This window comes from Geodermatophilus sp. URMC 65 (assembly GCF_053502545.1).
In genome coordinates, this window is sequence record NZ_CP199954.1 from 3182064 (window position 1) to 3196977 (window position 14914).

Annotated in this window: 14 protein-coding genes; 3 read left to right on the top strand and 11 right to left on the bottom strand. The window is 74.6% G+C overall.

Translation table 11 applies throughout. From position 1 onward, the window contains the following. Positions 1 to 35: 35 nt before the first annotated feature. From ACWIX7_RS15415 to ACWIX7_RS15435, 5 genes are all read right to left on the bottom strand, one after another. The gene (locus ACWIX7_RS15415) at positions 36 to 803 is read right to left on the bottom strand and encodes an inositol monophosphatase family protein (protein ID WP_448617327.1); all 768 of its coding nucleotides are present in this window, start codon (positions 801 to 803) and stop codon (positions 36 to 38) included. Further along, the gene (locus ACWIX7_RS15420; protein WP_448617328.1) at positions 800 to 1513 is read right to left on the bottom strand and encodes a PaaI family thioesterase; all 714 of its coding nucleotides are present in this window, start codon (positions 1511 to 1513) and stop codon (positions 800 to 802) included. The genes ACWIX7_RS15415 and ACWIX7_RS15420 overlap by 4 nt, the downstream gene beginning before the upstream one ends. 30 nt (positions 1514 to 1543) lie before the next feature. Next, a complete protein-coding gene (locus tag ACWIX7_RS15425; RefSeq protein ID WP_448617329.1) occupies positions 1544 to 3187 on the bottom strand; it encodes a sensor histidine kinase in 1644 nt (547 codons plus the stop codon). 73 nt (positions 3188 to 3260) lie between these two features. After that, positions 3261 to 3983: a response regulator transcription factor gene (locus tag ACWIX7_RS15430; protein ID WP_448617330.1), complete on the bottom strand. Its 723-nt coding sequence runs from the start codon at positions 3981 to 3983 to the stop codon at positions 3261 to 3263. A 99-nt stretch (positions 3984 to 4082) separates the two neighbouring features. Beyond that, positions 4083 to 4853, bottom strand: coding sequence for a siderophore-interacting protein (locus ACWIX7_RS15435; protein WP_448617331.1), 771 nt, complete (start codon positions 4851 to 4853; stop codon positions 4083 to 4085). Between the two features lie 279 nt (positions 4854 to 5132). Between ACWIX7_RS15435 and ACWIX7_RS15440 the strand changes: the two genes are divergently transcribed. Then, complete coding sequence (locus tag ACWIX7_RS15440) at positions 5133 to 5342, top strand: DUF2945 domain-containing protein (RefSeq protein WP_448617332.1); 210 nt, start codon at positions 5133 to 5135, stop codon at positions 5340 to 5342. A 40-nt stretch (positions 5343 to 5382) separates the two neighbouring features. Next, positions 5383 to 5814, top strand: a complete 432-nt coding sequence (locus ACWIX7_RS15445; RefSeq protein ID WP_448617333.1) for a DUF2795 domain-containing protein — start codon at positions 5383 to 5385, stop codon at positions 5812 to 5814. A gap of 40 nt (positions 5815 to 5854) precedes the next feature. Here ACWIX7_RS15445 and ACWIX7_RS15450 read toward each other — a convergent pair whose 3' ends face one another. Further along, positions 5855 to 7120, bottom strand: coding sequence for a hypothetical protein (locus ACWIX7_RS15450; protein ID WP_448617334.1), 1266 nt, complete (start codon positions 7118 to 7120; stop codon positions 5855 to 5857). Positions 7121 to 7302: 182 nt separating this feature from the next. On the opposite strand from ACWIX7_RS15450, the gene ACWIX7_RS15455 reads away from it, so the two are divergent. After that, positions 7303 to 9465 carry an LCP family glycopolymer transferase gene (locus tag ACWIX7_RS15455; protein WP_448617335.1) on the top strand — a complete coding sequence of 721 codons (2163 nt, stop codon included), beginning with the start codon at positions 7303 to 7305 and terminating at the stop codon, positions 9463 to 9465. A gap of 157 nt (positions 9466 to 9622) precedes the next feature. On the opposite strand, the gene pstB is transcribed toward ACWIX7_RS15455, so the two are convergent. The 5 genes from pstB to mshD all read right to left on the bottom strand — a co-directional run bounded on the left by pstB (position 9623) and on the right by mshD (position 14908). Beyond that, positions 9623 to 10402: a phosphate ABC transporter ATP-binding protein PstB gene (gene pstB / locus ACWIX7_RS15460; RefSeq protein WP_448617336.1), complete on the bottom strand. Its 780-nt coding sequence runs from the start codon at positions 10400 to 10402 to the stop codon at positions 9623 to 9625. Between the two features lie 23 nt (positions 10403 to 10425). Next, complete coding sequence (gene pstA, locus ACWIX7_RS15465; protein WP_448617337.1) at positions 10426 to 11511, bottom strand: phosphate ABC transporter permease PstA; 1086 nt, start codon at positions 11509 to 11511, stop codon at positions 10426 to 10428. Continuing rightward, positions 11511 to 12467 carry a phosphate ABC transporter permease subunit PstC gene (gene pstC / locus ACWIX7_RS15470; protein ID WP_448617338.1) on the bottom strand — a complete coding sequence of 319 codons (957 nt, stop codon included), beginning with the start codon at positions 12465 to 12467 and terminating at the stop codon, positions 11511 to 11513. The genes pstA and pstC overlap by 1 nt, the downstream gene beginning before the upstream one ends. A 131-nt stretch (positions 12468 to 12598) precedes the next feature. Further along, complete coding sequence (pstS, locus tag ACWIX7_RS15475; RefSeq protein WP_448617339.1) at positions 12599 to 13717, bottom strand: phosphate ABC transporter substrate-binding protein PstS; 1119 nt, start codon at positions 13715 to 13717, stop codon at positions 12599 to 12601. 258 nt (positions 13718 to 13975) lie between these two features. Then, entirely contained in the window at positions 13976 to 14908 is a 933-nt protein-coding gene (gene mshD, locus ACWIX7_RS15480; RefSeq protein WP_448622158.1) for a mycothiol synthase, read from the bottom strand. Between the last annotated feature and the right edge of the window lie 6 nt (positions 14909 to 14914).

Here is a 14914-nt window from a genome sequence, read left to right on the forward strand (position 1 = left end):
GGGGGAATTCCCGGGGACCAGTGTCCGGCATGCGCTCAACGCGGCGGCTGTGACCCCCCTCCCACCGCCGCGAGCAGCCGGTCGGTGAGCTCCGGGCGGCACACCAGCAGGTCCGGCAGCCACGCGTCCGGGCCGTTGTAGACCAGGGCCGAACCGTCGAGCCGGACGGCGGTGAGCCCCGCGGCCCGCGCGACGGCGACCGGCGCGGCCGAGTCCCACTGGTACATGCCACCGGCGTGCACGTAGGCGTCGGCCTCGCCGCGGATGACGGCGGTCACCTTCCACCCGGCCGAGCCCATCGGCACCAGCTCGGCGTCGAGGGCCGCCGCCGCGGTGGCGGCCACCGCGGGCGGGCGGCTGCGGCTGACCGCGATCCGCGGCCGGCCGCCCCTCGGCGGGGGCACCACGGGCGCGGGGTCGGTCACCAGCACCTCGCCCAGCGCCGGCAGCGCCACGGCCCCTGCGACGAGATCCCCACCCACCCCACGCTCGCCGGCCGACCACAACGCCACGTGCACCGCCCAGTCCGGCCGCGGCGCCTCGCCGTACTCGCGGGTGCCGTCGAGCGGGTCGACGATCCACACCCGGTCGGCGATCAGCCGGCGGCGGTCGTCGACCGCCTCCTCGCTGAACACCGCGTCGCCCGGTCGCTGCTCGGCCAGCACGCCGGCGATCGCGGCCTGCGCGGCGGCGTCGCCGGCGTCCCCGAGCGCCCGGCCGGTGAGCCGGCCCTCGTCGCGCAGCCCGGTGAGGACGGCGGCGGCCGCCCGGGCCGCGGCGGCGGCGACCTCGACGTCCGTCACGGACGGTCGGACAGGGCCGTGGCGTCGGTGGGGCGCCCCGGTGGCCGGTGCTGACCGGAGGCATCGGTGATCGCGCCGAAGTAGTCGGCGCGCAGTTCCTCGCGCGGCATGACGAACACACCGCGGGCCTCGACCAGCGTCCGGTCGGGCGCTGCCGCGGTCGCGATCGTGCCGGTGACGACGCACTTGCGGCCGGCGGCCTCGGTGACCTGCGCCCGCATCGTGAGGGGCGTCGACAGCGGCACCGGCCGCCGGTAGTCCGCCTCCAGGCGGACGGTCATGCCCCACAGCCCCGCGGCGATCGCGGCCGAGCCGAGCAGCTGGTCCATGAGCAGGCTGCTCATGCCGCCGTGCACGTAGCCGGGCGGGCCCTCGTAGGCCGGGCCGAGCAGGGCCTCGCCGACGACGCCGCCCTCGACCCGGCGGATCCGCACCGGCGGGGCGAGAGCGCTGCCCACTCCGCTCACCGGGTTGTAGACGCGGCGGAAGACCAGCGGGTCGTCCAGCGCGGGCAACTGCGTCACCGGCCGCTGCGCGGCGACCAGGCGGGCGGTGACGGCCCGCGCGTCGGCGGCCGCGGCCCGCAGCTGGCCGGCCGGGAGGGTGGTGAGCACGGAGGCGTCCACCAGCTCCCGCAGAGCTGTGCCGAGCTCGGTCACCGCGGCCATCAGGTCGGCGTCGTAGGGCTGCCCGCCCGCGTCGGAGGTCACCCGCGGACGGTAACCGGACCACCCGGTGGCTCAGGTCGCCGGGCCGTCCGGCACCGGCGGGGCCGCTGGGCCCGGGCCGGACCGGGGCAGCCGGACGGTGAACGTCGCGCCCCGGCCGGGGGCGGTGTCCAGGTACACCGTGCCGCCGTGGGCGTGCACCAGGGCGCTGACGATGGCCAGCCCCAGTCCGGTGCCGCCCGCCGTCCGGGCCCGGGACGGGTCGGCGCGGTAGAAGCGCTCGAACACCCGCGCGGCGTCCTCGGGCGCCATGCCCGGGCCCTGGTCGGCCACCCGCAGCACGACCACGCCGCCGTCGTCGCCGTCCGCCGTCCCGTCGCTCGGCGCCGGCTCGTCGGAGATGCTGACCGTGACCGGCGCGGTCGGTGGCGTGTGCACCAGGGCGTTGGTCACCAGGTTGCCGACGACCTGCCGCAGCCGGGCCTCGTCGCCGAGGACCACGGGGACCTCGCTGAGCGCCTGGTCCAGGTGCAGGGTGATCGGCCGGTCGGGCTGGACGGCGTGGGCGTCGTGGACGGCGTCCCCGGCGACCTCGGCCAGGTCGACCGGCGTGATGGTCAGCGGGCGCTGCTGGTCCAGGCGGGCCAGCTGCAGCAGGTCCTCGACCAGCACGCCCATCCGGGCGCCCTCGGACTCGATGCGCTGCATCAGCCGGGCGGTCTCCTCCGGACTGCCGACCGCGCCCTGCCGGTAGAGCTCGGCGAAGCCGCGGATGGAGGTCAGCGGGGTGCGCAGCTCGTGGCTGGCGTCGGCGACGAACCGGCGCATCCGGGTCTCCGAGGCGCGCGCCTGCTCCTCGGAGGCCTGCTGGGCCCGGAAGGACCGTTCGATGCGGGCGAGCATCCCGTTGAGGGCGGTGGCGAGCCGGCCCACCTCGGTGCGGTCGTCCCCGGCCGGCACGCGCTGGGAGAGGTCGCCGGCGGCGATCGCGGCGGCCGTGCGCTCCACCTCGGTGAGCGGGCGCAGGCTGTTGCGGACCAACCCGTACGCGGCGTAGCCGAGCAGGACCAGGATGACGAGGCCGACCACCACCTGCAGGGCGACCAGCCGGTGGATCAGGCGGTCGTCGCGGTCGAGGTCGACCCCCGCGATCGCGGTCACGCCGTCGCCCACGTCCAGGCTCATGAGCAGCCAGTTCGTGCCGTCCGCCGCTTCTGCGAAGACGGGTCGGCCGGTGTCGTCGAGCAGCCGGTCGACGGCCTCGCCCCTGATCACCGGCAGACTCCGCTGGGGCCGTGGCGGCCCGGAGATCAGGATGGCCTCGTCGTCCCCGGGGGGCAGGCAGGCCACGTAGATCGTCCCGATCGTGGGCTCATCCGGCCCTCCCCATCGTCCCGCGCACCCGTTGCGGAACCACGGCTTGTCCTCGTAGCTGACCAGGGTGTCGCGGAGCTGCTGGTTCTGCTGTCCCCGCGCGTAGTCCTGGAGCAGCGCGCTGGTGATGAACCCCGTCAGGGTCAGTGCGAGGGCGACCAGGCCCAGGAGCATCGCCACGAGGGTGATCCGTAGTGGCAGTCGGGGCGCCGACCAGGAACGGGCGGGCGCCACGGCGGTCTGCCGGGACGCGCCGGCGCCGGCATGGCTGATCTCGCCGGTGCTGGTCGAGCTCGTGCCCGGCGGTGCCACCTCGTGGCGTGACCCCGCGACCTCGGTCACGTGCCCTCCTCGCCGGTGCTGGTCGAGCTCCTGCCCGACGGTGCCACCTCGCGGCGTGCCCCCGCGACCTCGGTCACGTGCCGCGTGGCAGCCGCAGCGTGTAGCCCACGCCGCGGATGGTGTGCAGCAGCCGCGGCTCGGTCGTGTCCACCTTGCGGCGCAGGTACGAGATGTAGGACTCCACCACGTTCGCGTCGCCGTTGAAGTCGTAGTTCCACACGTGGTCCAGGATCTGCGCCTTGGACAGCACCCGCCCGGCGTTGGCCATCAGGTAGCGCAGGAGCTTGAACTCCGTCGGCGACAGGCTGACCACCTGGCCGGCCTTGATCACCTCGTGCGACTCCTCGTCGAGCTCGATGTCGGCGAAGGTGAGGCGCGGGGAGTCGGCGGGGCGCTGCGGTCCGGTGCTGCGGCGCAGCACGGCGCGGATGCGGGCGAGCACCTCGTCGAGGCTGAACGGCTTGGTGACGTAGTCGTCGCCGCCCAGGGTCAGCCCGGACACCTTGTCCTCCGCCGCGTCGCGGGCGGTGAGGAACAACACGGGGGTGTGCCGACCGCTCTCCCGCAGCCGGCGGACGACGCCGAAGCCGTCCAGCCCGGGCATCATCACGTCGAGCACCAGCAGGTCCGGGCGGAAGGACGTCGCCATCGCCAGCGCCTGCTGCCCGTCCGCGGCCGTGGCCACCTCGAAGCCGGCGTAGCGGAGGCTGGCCGACAGCAGTTCGCGGATGTTGGGCTCGTCGTCCACCACCAGGAGGCGGGCCTCCGGTGCCGAGCCCCTGTCGGTGCTGCTCACAGCACCTCCCGTCGAACGCGTAGCGGTGGGCATGTCACGAGAGTGCGGCCCGCGGCTGGAGCAGCCCTGGGCGTTCCCTGTGAGGAGCCTGGACGGGGCTCACCCGCCCATCGCCCGACCGCGCCGCCAGTAGCCGATCGCGTGGTGCTGCGCCCGGCTCAGCCCCCACCGGCCGCGGAGGTCGGCGCGCACCGCCCGGACCGTCGCGGACTCCGCGGCCACCCAGGCGAAGAGGTCCTCGCCCTCGGGCCGATCCAGTGCCGAGACGGCGTCGACCAGCAGCCTCCCCTCGCCGGGCGGGGTGCCCTCGCGGTGCAGCCAGCGGACCTCCAGCCCCTCCGGTGCCGGTAGCGGCTGCTCCTCGGCGGCGTCGGCGACCTCGACCAGCGCGATGCCGCGGGTCGAGGGCGGCGCCGACGCCAGGATCCGGGTGATCGCCGGCAGCGCCGTCTCGTCGCCGGCCAGCAGCAGCCACCCGGCCGGGCGGTCGCCCAGCGGGCCGCCGCCCGCGACGGCCACCGTCGTCCCGGGGACGGCGGCCCCGGCCCACGCCGCCGCCGGGCCGTCGCCGTGCAGCACGAAGTCGATCTCCACCTCACCGCGCTCGGGGTCCTGCCGTCGGGCGGTGTAGCTGCGCAGGCTCACCCCGTGCGCGCCCTCGGGCCAGACGATCCGCCCGTCGCGCTGCACCGACGGCCAGCGCGGCGCCGGGTCGCCGACCCGGGGGACCAGCAGCGAGATCGTGGGGCCAGCGGCCGCGGCCGCTGCGGGCGTGCCCGAGAGCAGGACGCGGCGCACCGAGGGGGTGACGTCGTGGACCGAGGTCACGGTGAGGACGTCGACCGGCCGGGTGGGGTCTGGGACGGTCACGGGGCCCGAGCCTAGATGCGGGCCGACCCGGCCGACCCCGGGGGAATGGGGTCGACCGGGCCGGCGATCGAGGACGGAGTCGTCACGCTGAGTGTTCGTTCACCCTGCTTTGAGCAGCGAAAACGACGTGGCGCTCTCCGTCGGGCGAAACGCTACGTGACGATCGCCCGTGCGTCAGTGCCCGCACGGGTGATTGGCACTCCCGGACGGGTGATGTGTGTCCCGGGCCTGCGCCGGGCAGAGGCGGGGGAACCACGCCGAGCACCCGGGGAGGGCCACGTGTCGGACGACGTGAAGAAGGGTGACCACGTCACCTGGAAGAGCCACGGCCAGGAGGTCGAGGGGACCGTCAAGCGCGAGATCACCTCCGAGACGGAGGCGGGCGGCCGGAAGGTCAAGGCCAGCAAGGACGAGCCGCAGTACGAGGTCGAGAGCGACAAGACCGGCAAGACCGCGGTGCACAAGCCCGGCGCCCTCCACGAGAAGTGACCGGCGCGGCACAGATGACGGCACCAGGAGGAGGACGATCGTGAGCGAGACCGGAGATCAGTTCGCCGGGACGTCGGCCCGCAGCACCAAGCACAGCCCACGGGTTGACGAGGAGCTCGAGCACGAGATCCAGGGCATGCTCAAGGCCGAGCGGTCCACCCGCGCCGAGGAGTGGCGCGAGGTGGAGCCCCAGGCGGAGGGCGACCCCGACATCGACAGCAGCCCAGCGGGCACGCTGGTCGGCGGCGTCCCGAAGGGCATGACCGAGGACGCGGTCGTCGCCCGCGCCGAGCTGGCCCGCTGGCTCGACCGGGCCGACTTCCCGAGCGACGGACCGACGCTCGTCGAGGCGGCCCTGGACCACCGGGCCCCGGACGCGGTCGTCGACGAGCTGCGACGGCTGCCCGAGGGGGAGACCTACGAGCGGATCGGGGACGTCGTCCGCGCGCTGGGCTACCCGACCGAGACCTGACGTGTGGCGGCCGGGAGCCGGGTGCACCGGTTCCCGGCCGTCACCCTCCCTCGGCGGCCTCCCGCTCCTCGTCCCCCGCGATCTCCTCGGCGCCCCGCCGACGGAACAGCCGGGAGCCGGGGAAGCCCTTCACCACGTGTCGCAGGTCCTGCATGGTGTCGAGCAGGTCGTGCACGTCCTCGCCGACCGACCCCATGGACCCGATCACCGGCAGGATGTCCTCGTCGAGGTGCGTCATCAGCTGGGGCAGCCGGTCGATGAAGGCGACCACCGCCTCCACCTCGTCCGGGTCGATGCTCGCCGCCAGGCGGCGCACTGCCGGCGCTAGGGCGACCAGCGGCTCCTCGAAGACGTCGACCATCGGGTCGACCCGGCCCAGCAGCCCGTCGGCCCGGGTCACCGCGCCGTCCGCGGCGGAGATCGTGCTACCGACGGCGGTGATGGCCTCGTCGGAGCGGGCGATGGTGCTGCCGACGGCGGTGATGGCTTCGTCGGAGCGGGCGATGGTGTTGCCCACGGCGGTGATGGCTTCGTCGGAGCGGGCGATGGTGTTGCCGACGGCGGTGATGGCTTCGTCGGAGCGGGCGATGGTGTTGCCCACGGCGGTGATGGCTTCGTCGGAGCGGGCGATGGTGTTGCCGACGGCGGTGATGGCTTCGTCGGAGCGGGCGATGGTGTTGCCCACGGCGGTGATGGCTTCGTCGGAGCGGGCGATGGTGTTGCCCACGGCGGTGATGGCTTCGTCGGAGCGGGCGATGGTGTTGCCCACGGCGGTGATGGCTTCGTCGGAGCGGGCGATGGTGTTGCCGACGGCGGTGATGGCTTCGTCGGAGCGGGCGATGGTGTTGCCCACGGCGGTGATGGCTTCGTCGGAGCGGGCGATGGTGTTGCCCACGGCGGTGATGGCTTCGTCGGAGCGGGCGATGGTGTTGCCCACGGCGGTGATGGCTTCGTCGGCCTTGCTGTTCGTCCTCCCGACGGCGGTGATGGCCTCGTCCGCCTTCTCCCGCGTCGCTCCGACGCCCGCGATGGCCTCGTCGGCCCTGATCCGCGTCCTCTCGACGGCGGCGATCGCGTCGTCCGCCCCGCGGCGCGTGCCCTCCACCGCGGTGATCGCCGCATCGGCCCGGTCCACGACACCCTCGATCCGATCGACGACGGTGGTGGCCCGGTCGAGCAGCGACTCCACGCGCCCGACGACCGTCACCAGCCGCGGGACCAGCGCCAGCGCCTCGGTAACGCCCTCGCGGAGTCCCTCCACAGCGGAGATCACGTCGGACGGGCCCGGCACGAACGGCAGCTTCACCTCGGGGACGCTACGACGGCGCGCAGGGTCCTGCCCGCCGATCCCCGCGCGTCCGACCCGGGAGGAGACCTCTGCGCCCGTATCGTGGGTGACCGTCCGACTGCGCAGCGGTACCTCCGCGCGTAGGCGGGGGACGACGGTGCCCGTCAGGGCGGTGGTTCGACGATGGGGTGTCGGTACGGGTGGGGAACGAGCGCACGCGCGACGACGCGGGGGAGGTCCGGTCGTCCGGGCGTCTCCGTGGCCCGCGTCGCCCGGCCGCGCCGTCCCCGGCCCCGGGCGGCGGGACGCCGGGCCGTGAGCCGATCACCGTCGAGCAGCTGATCGCCCGCCAGGGCGGCGAGGTCGGCCGCCGCCGGGCCGCCCGCACCGGCGAGATCCCGCTGCCCCTGGCCACCGGCGAGCAGACCCCGGAGCGCCGTCGCGGCCAGCCCCCGGTGCCCGCGGACCCATCGGCCCCCACCGCGCCACCGGCCCCCGCCGCCCCGCCGGCGGCCCGGTTGCCCTCCGGACGGCGTTCCGGCGACGTCCCCCGGGCGGCCGACGACACCCCGGCCCCGCAGCGCGGCCTACCCCCGGTCCCGGGCGGGCCGGCCGGGCGCGCGCCCGCGGTCGCCGGCACGCCGGCCGCCGTCCCCCCGCCGCCGGCACCGACCGCGCAGCCGCAGACCCCGGCCGAACCGTCGCGCGGCGGGCTGCCGCCGGTGCCGCCGTCGGCCCGCCCGTCAGTGCCGCTCTTCCCGCCGCTCGACGAGGGGACGGGCCACCGCCCGTCCCGGCCGATCGCGCCGCTGCCGCCGATCCCGGGCCGGGACGCCGCACTGTCCGGCGCCACCCGGCTCGCGCCCCCCTCACCGCGCGAGCGCCGGGCCGCCCGCAGGGCCGCCCGCAGCCCCGGCCGCCGCCGGCTCGTCCGCGCCGCCGTCGGCCTGGCGGCACTCCTGGGCGTCGTCCTCGCCTACCACCTGGGGCTGTACTTCTACGTCGACCAGAGCATCGAGCGCGTCGACGCGCTGACCCCCGACGGCGCCGAGGTGCTCGCCCCCCGGCTGCAGGAGGGCGCGGCCACCTACCTGGTCGTCGGCACGGGCCTGCCCGGCGCGGAGGGGCCGGCTTCGGTCGCCACCCTGCTGGCGCACGTCACCGCGGACGAGGAGCGGGCCGTCCTGGTCAGCATCCCGCCGACCGCGCTGGTCGACACCCCCGCCTGCGTCCGCGCCGACGGCCAGGTGCGCGAGGCGGTCACCGAGTCCTTCGCCGACTCGCTGCTGCAGGGCGGCCCGTCGTGCACGGTCCGCGTGGTGCAGCAGCTCTCCGGGCTGCGCGTCGACCACTACCTCGGCGTGGACCTGGCCCGGCTCCCCGGCATGGTCGACGCCCTCGGCGGCGTGGCCGTCTGCCTGCCCGCGGCGACGTCGGCGGTCACCGCCTCGGCCGAGCCGCTCCCGCCCGGCGCCAGCACCATGTCCGGGGACCGCGCCACCGGCTACCTCGCCCCGGGGGACGCCGGTGCCGACGTCACCGGCGAGGCGGTGGCCGAGCGCGCGCAGCTGGTGCTCACCTCCACCCTGCGGACGGCGATGTCGGCGGGGACCCTCGGCAACCCGGCCACCCTCACCCGGTTCCTGACCCGTGCCTCCGACGCCCTCACCGTCGACGGGACGACCACCCTCGGCGACCTGCGCACCCTCGCCGGCACGCTCGGCGACCTCTCCGGCGATGCGGTGCAGCGGATCGGCCTGCCGGTGGCCCAGGTGGGGCACGTGCCGGCCAGCAGCGAGCAGGCCCACGTCGTGCTCGACGCCACCGCCACCCGCTCCCTGTTCGACCAGGTCATCGAGGAGGGCCGGCTCCCGGCGGAGCTGGTCGCCCCCGAGCCCGCCGACCCGGCCGCCGTGGCCGCTGCGCCCGCCCCCGCGGCGGCCGAGCAGCCCGTCACCACACCCGCCGAGCAGCCGCTGACCGCCGCGCCCGCGGGGATCACCCTCGACGTCCTCAACGGCACCGCCACCAGCGGGCTGGCCGCCACCGTGGCCGACCAGCTGCGGGCCCAGGGCTTCGGCGTCGGCCAGGTCGGCAACGAGCTCGGCGTGGTCAACGAGACCGTCGTCCGCTTCGGTGCCGGCGCCGAGGACCAGGCCCGCACCGTCGCCGCCGCCGTCCCCGGTGCGGTGCTGCAGCCCAGCGACGCGACCGGGGGGGCCGTGCAGCTGGTCATCGGCCCGGGCTACTCCAGCGTCGTGCCGGTCGTGATCCCCCCGGCGCCGGTGGCGGCCCCGGAGACGCCGGCCCCCGCGGCTCCTGCCACGCCGTCCGCCGAGCCGGTCGCCGCCACCAGCTGCTGAGCGGACGAGTCGGGGACGGCACGTGGCCGCGGTGTCGTGAGGAGCGGGGGCCCGGAGGGTCTCCCGAGGAACGACGGGTGAAGCTCAGCCGGCCCGTGGCCCGCTCGCAGGGTCCCGTCGCGAGCTCGCGAGCGGCGGGGGGCGAGGGGGTCCTTTCTCAGCCGAAGCGGCCGGAGATGTAGTCCTCGGTCGCCTTCTGATCCGGGTTGCTGAAGATCTTCTCGGTCGGGTTGAACTCGATCAGCCGGCCCGGCTGGCCGACCCCGTTGAGGTTGAAGAAGCCGGTCTGCTCGCTCACCCGCGCCGCCTGCTGCATGTTGTGGGTGACGATGACGATGGTGAAGCGCTCCTTGAGGTCGGCCATCAGGTCCTCGATCGCCAGCGTGGAGATCGGGTCCAGCGCGGAGGCCGGCTCGTCCATGAGCAGGACGTCGGGCTCGACGGCGATCGCACGGGCGATGCACAGCCGCTGCTGCTGACCACCGGAGAGCCCGGCGCCCGGGCGGTTGAGGCGGTCCTTCACCTCGTTCCACAGGTTGGCCCCGCGGAGCGAGCGCTCCACCAGGTCGTCGAGGTCGGACTTCTTCATCCTCTTGTTGTTCAGTCGGATGCCCGCGGCGACGTTCTCGTAGATCGACATGGTCGGGAACGGGTTGGGCCGCTGGAAGACCATGCCGATCTGCCGCCGGACGTCCACCGGGTCGACGTCCGCGCCGTAGAGGTCCTGCCCGTCCATGACGACCTTGCCCTCGACGCGCCCGCCCGGGATGACTTCGTGCATCCGGTTGATCGAGCGCAGGAACGTCGACTTCCCGCAGCCCGACGGCCCGATGAGCGCGGTGATGCTGCGCGGCTCGATGGAGACGTTGACGTTCTCGACCGCCAGGAAGTTGCCGTAGTAGATGTTGAGGTCGGAGACGTCGATGCGCTTGGCCACAGGAGGTCCTCCAGGGTTTCCGGTCAGCGACCGGTCTTGGGAGCGAAGAAGCGACTGATGAGCCGGGCGACGACGTTGAGACCCATCACCAGGATGATCAGGACGAGGGCCGCCGTCCAGGCCCGATCGGTGGCGAACTGCGGCGGGACGCCCGGCTGGGTGAGCTGGTAGTAGGCGTAGACCGGCAGGGTCGCCATGCGGCCGTCGAACGCGTTGAGGTTCGTGGCGTTGGTGATGCCCAGGGTGATCAGCAGCGGAGCGGTCTCGCCGACGACGCGGGCGATCGCCAGGGTGACGCCGGTGCCCAGGCCCGCGATCGACGTCGGGATGACCACCTTGACGATGGTGCGCCACTTCGGCACACCCAGCGCGTAGGAGGCCTCACGCAGCTCGTTGGGCACCAGCTTGAGCACCTCCTCCGCCGAGCGGACGACGACCGGGATCATCAGCACCGACAGCGCGATCGCGCCCATGACGCCGAGCCGGATGCCCGGGCCGAGGAAGATCGCGAACAGCGCGTAGGCGAACAGGCCGGCCACGATCGACGGGATGCCGGTCATGACGTCGACCAGGAAGGTGATCGCCCGCTTCAGCCGCCCGCGGGCGTACTCGACGAGGAAGATCGCCGTCATCAGGCCGATCGGCACGGAGATCAGCGTGGTCAGCGCCGTGATGATCAGCGTGCCCATGATCGCGTGGTAGGCGCCGCCGCCCTCGCCGACGATGCCGACGAGCGAGGAGTTGAAGAACTCGCCGTCCAGCCGTGCGGCGCCGCGGCTGACGACCTCCCAGACCAGGGAGACCAGGGGCACCATCGCCAGCCCGAAGGCGCTGACCACCAGGCAGGTCACCAGCCGGTCGGTGGCCCGCCGGGGGCCCTCCACGGTCCGGGTCAGCAGGTACACCGCCAGGGTCCCGAGGACGACGGTGTAGAGCACGAACAGCGCGATGTTGAGGTCGAACACCGGCCAGAGCGCGCCCACGACCGCGGCGGCCCCCAGGAAGGCCGCCCAGGGCGCCCAGGTCGGCAGCCGCCGGGCGCGCTCGCCGCGGCGTGACCCGGAGGCGCTGCTCCCCGTGGGCGCCGGCGCGGTCGAGGTCTGGCTCATCAGTTCGCTCCGGAGAAGTCGGCGCGCCGGTTGACGATCGCGCGGGCCAGCATGTTGACCGCGAGGGTGATGACGAACAGCGCCAGGCCGCTGGCGATGAGCGTGTTGATGTCGATGCCCGAGGACTCGGGGAACTCCAGCGCGATGTTCGCCGCGATGGTCGACGGGTTGCCGCTGCTGATCAGGTTGAAGGTGATGCCGCCGGAGACCGACAGCACGATCGCCACGGCCATCGTCTCGCCGAGTGCCCGGCCCAGGCCCAGCATGGCGCCGCCGATGACGCCGGAGCGGCCGTAGGGGAGGACCGCCATCCGGATCATCTCCCAGCGGGTGGCGCCCAGGGCCAGCGCCGCCTCGCGGTGCAGGCTCGGGACCTGCAGGAACACCTCGCGGGAGATCGCGCTGACGATCGGCAGGATCATCACGGCGAGGACCAGGCCGGCGGTCAGCATGGTGCGCCCGGTGGTCGAGGCGGGACCGGCGAACAGCGGGATGAAGCCGAGGCGACGTTCGAGCCACTCGTAGAGGGGCACCAGCTTCGGCGCGAGCCAGAAGATGCCCCAGAAGCCGTAGACGATGCTCGGGATCGCGGCGAGCAGGTCGACCAGGTAGCCCAGGCCCTGGGCCATCCGCCGCGGGGCGTAGTAGCCGATGAACAACGCGATGGCCACCGCCAGCGGCGCCGCCACGAGCAGTGCGATGACCGCCGCGAGCAGGGTGCCGAAGACCAGAGGGGCGACGTAGGAGGCCAGGCCGCCGTCACCGGGGATGTCCTCGGCCGGGGCGGTCAGCGCGGGCACCGCCTCGACGACGAGGAACGCGGCGACCCCCGCGAGGATGACGAGGATCAGGATGCCGGCGCCCTTGGCGGTACCGGCGAAGACCCGATCACCGGGACGGCGGACCGACCGTCCGGTCCCGGCGGGGGACGGGGGTGTGGTCCTGGTGCTGCTCACCGCTGCTCCGTGGTGTGTGGGCCGGTGCCTGGAGACCCGGCGGAGGGTGGTGCGGGCACCCGGCCGGGGCCGGGCCTGCCAACGGCCCGGGGCGCCGTCGGGCGCCCCGGGCCGTTGCCGGACATCGTCGCTCAGCCGGCCGTGATGGCGTCCACGGCCGTCTGGGCCTGCTGGCGCAGCGCGTCGGAGATCGGCGCGGAACCCGCGGCCTCGGCCGCGGACTGCTGGCCCTCCTCGCTGATCACATACCCCATGAAGTCGGCCACCAGTCCGGCGGTCTCCGGGTCGTCGTACTGGACACAGCCGATGTGGTAGCTGACCAGCACGATCGGGTAGCTGCCCGACTCGGTGGTGTCGCGGGCCAGCTCGATGGCGAAGTCGTACTGACCCCGGCCCTGGACCTGCTCGGAGTTCTCGACGACCGCCGCGGCCGCCTCCGGGGTGGGGGCGACGAACTCCTCGCCGACCCCGATGTTGGCCACGCCGAGGTCGCCGGCCTGGCTCTCGTCGGCGTAGCCGATGGTGCCGTTGCCGCCGCTGACGGCGCTGATGACGCCGGAGGTGCCCTGGGCGGCCTCGCCGCCGGCGACCGGCCAGTTGCCGTCCGGCTCGTGCGGCCACGCCTCACCGGCAGCAGCGGCCAGGTACTCGGTGAAGTTCTCGGTGGTGCCCGACTCGTCGGACCGGTTCACCGGGGTGATCGGCAGGTCGGGCAGCGTCACACCCGGGTTGTCGGCGGCGATCGCCGGGTCGTTCCAGGTGGTGATCTGCTGGTTGAAGATGCCGGCGATCACCTCGGGGGAGAGGTTGAGCTCGTCGACGCCCTCGAGGTTGTAGACGACGGCGATCGGCGAGATGTAGTTCGGCAGCTCGAAGACCTCGCCGCCACCGCAGCGCTCGGCCGCAGCGGTCAGCTCCTCCTCGTCGAGCGCGGCGTCGGAGCCGGCGAAGTCCACGCCACCGGAGACGAACTGCTCGCGACCACCGCCGGAGCCCACCGGGTCGTAGTTCACGGTCACGCCCGGCTGCACGCCGGAGTAGCCGGCGGTCCACCCCTGCATGGCGGCCTGCTGGCTGCTGGCGCCGGCGCCGTCGAGCGCGCCGCTCAGCTCCGTGGCGCCGCCCGGGCTGCTGGTGCTGCCGCCGCCACCTGCGCTCTCCTCGTTCGCCGCGCCGCAGGCGGTGAGCGCGAGGGTGCCGGCGAGCGCGGTCGAGAGGACGACGGCGCGCGACGTGGTGCTGAGCTTCAAGGAAGGGGCCCTTCGACGTGTGCCCGGGCCTTCTGCCGGGCAGCGCGGAACCAACGAGGACCGACGCTAGGGAGCCGAGGTGGACGCCTTCCCGTGCGCCGATGAACGACAGGTGAACGGTCGCCGAGCCCTGCGTCACGGGGTGTGGACCAGCTCACGTCCATCGGGTGAACGCGGGCGCGCCGACTGGAGAAGGACCCTCTTGCCCCCCACCGCTCGCAAGCTCGCGGCGGGCCCCTGCAGGAGGGCCGGGATCCCCTACCTCAGCGGGCGCCGGCGCCAGGAGACGTCGACCGCGTGCCGGGTGAACCCGCTGTGCTCGTACAGCGTCACCGCCGCGGTGTTGTCCTCCTCGACGTAGAGCAGCACCTGGCGCAGCCCGAGTCCCCGCAGGTGGGCCAGTCCCACGTCGGTGAGCGCACGCCCCAGGCCCAGGCCCTGCGCGTCGGGGTCGATGCCGAGCACGTAGACCTCGCCGACCGCCTCCGGCCCCTCGTCGCCCGGCGGGTGCACCTTCGTCCAGTGCGACCCGAGCAGCCGGTCGCCGTCCCAGGCGAGGAAGAAGCCGGCCGGGTCGAACCACGGCTCGGCCTCGCGCAGCCGCAGGTCCTCGGCCGTCCAGTTGCCCTGCTCGGGGTGGGAGGCGAAGGCGCGGGCGTTGGTGCGCAGCCAGGCCTGCTCGTCGCGGCCGGGCCGGAAGGTGCGCACCTGGACGCCCTCGGGCAGGCGCAGCCGGGGCTCGGGGTCGACGCCGGCCAGGTCGCGGCGCATCTGCAGCAGCACCCGGGCCCGCTCGTACCCGCGAGGCTGCGCCAGCTCGGCCGACCCGGGCAGGTCGCCGTGGGCCCAGACCCGCAGCGGGCGGTCACCGGCCAGCTCCTCGAGGCGGGTCAGGAGCGTGCGGCCGACCCCCTGCCGGCGGGCGCCGGGGGCGACGACCAGCTCGGCCTCGGCGTCCCCGGTGCCGTCCCCGCCCTCGAACCGCGCGTAGCCGGTCAGCGTGCCGTCGGCGGCGCAGGCGAGCACGTCCCGACCGCCGGCCGGGCCGCCGTGCTGCAGCCGGAGCTCGGCCTCCTCCGACAGCGGGCGGACGCCGTCGGCCACGGTCGCCGCGCGCACCAGCGCGAGGACCGCGTCGACGTCGGCCGGGTCGAGCCGGTCGACGTCCCGGACGAGGGGAGCAGTGGACAGGGGGGC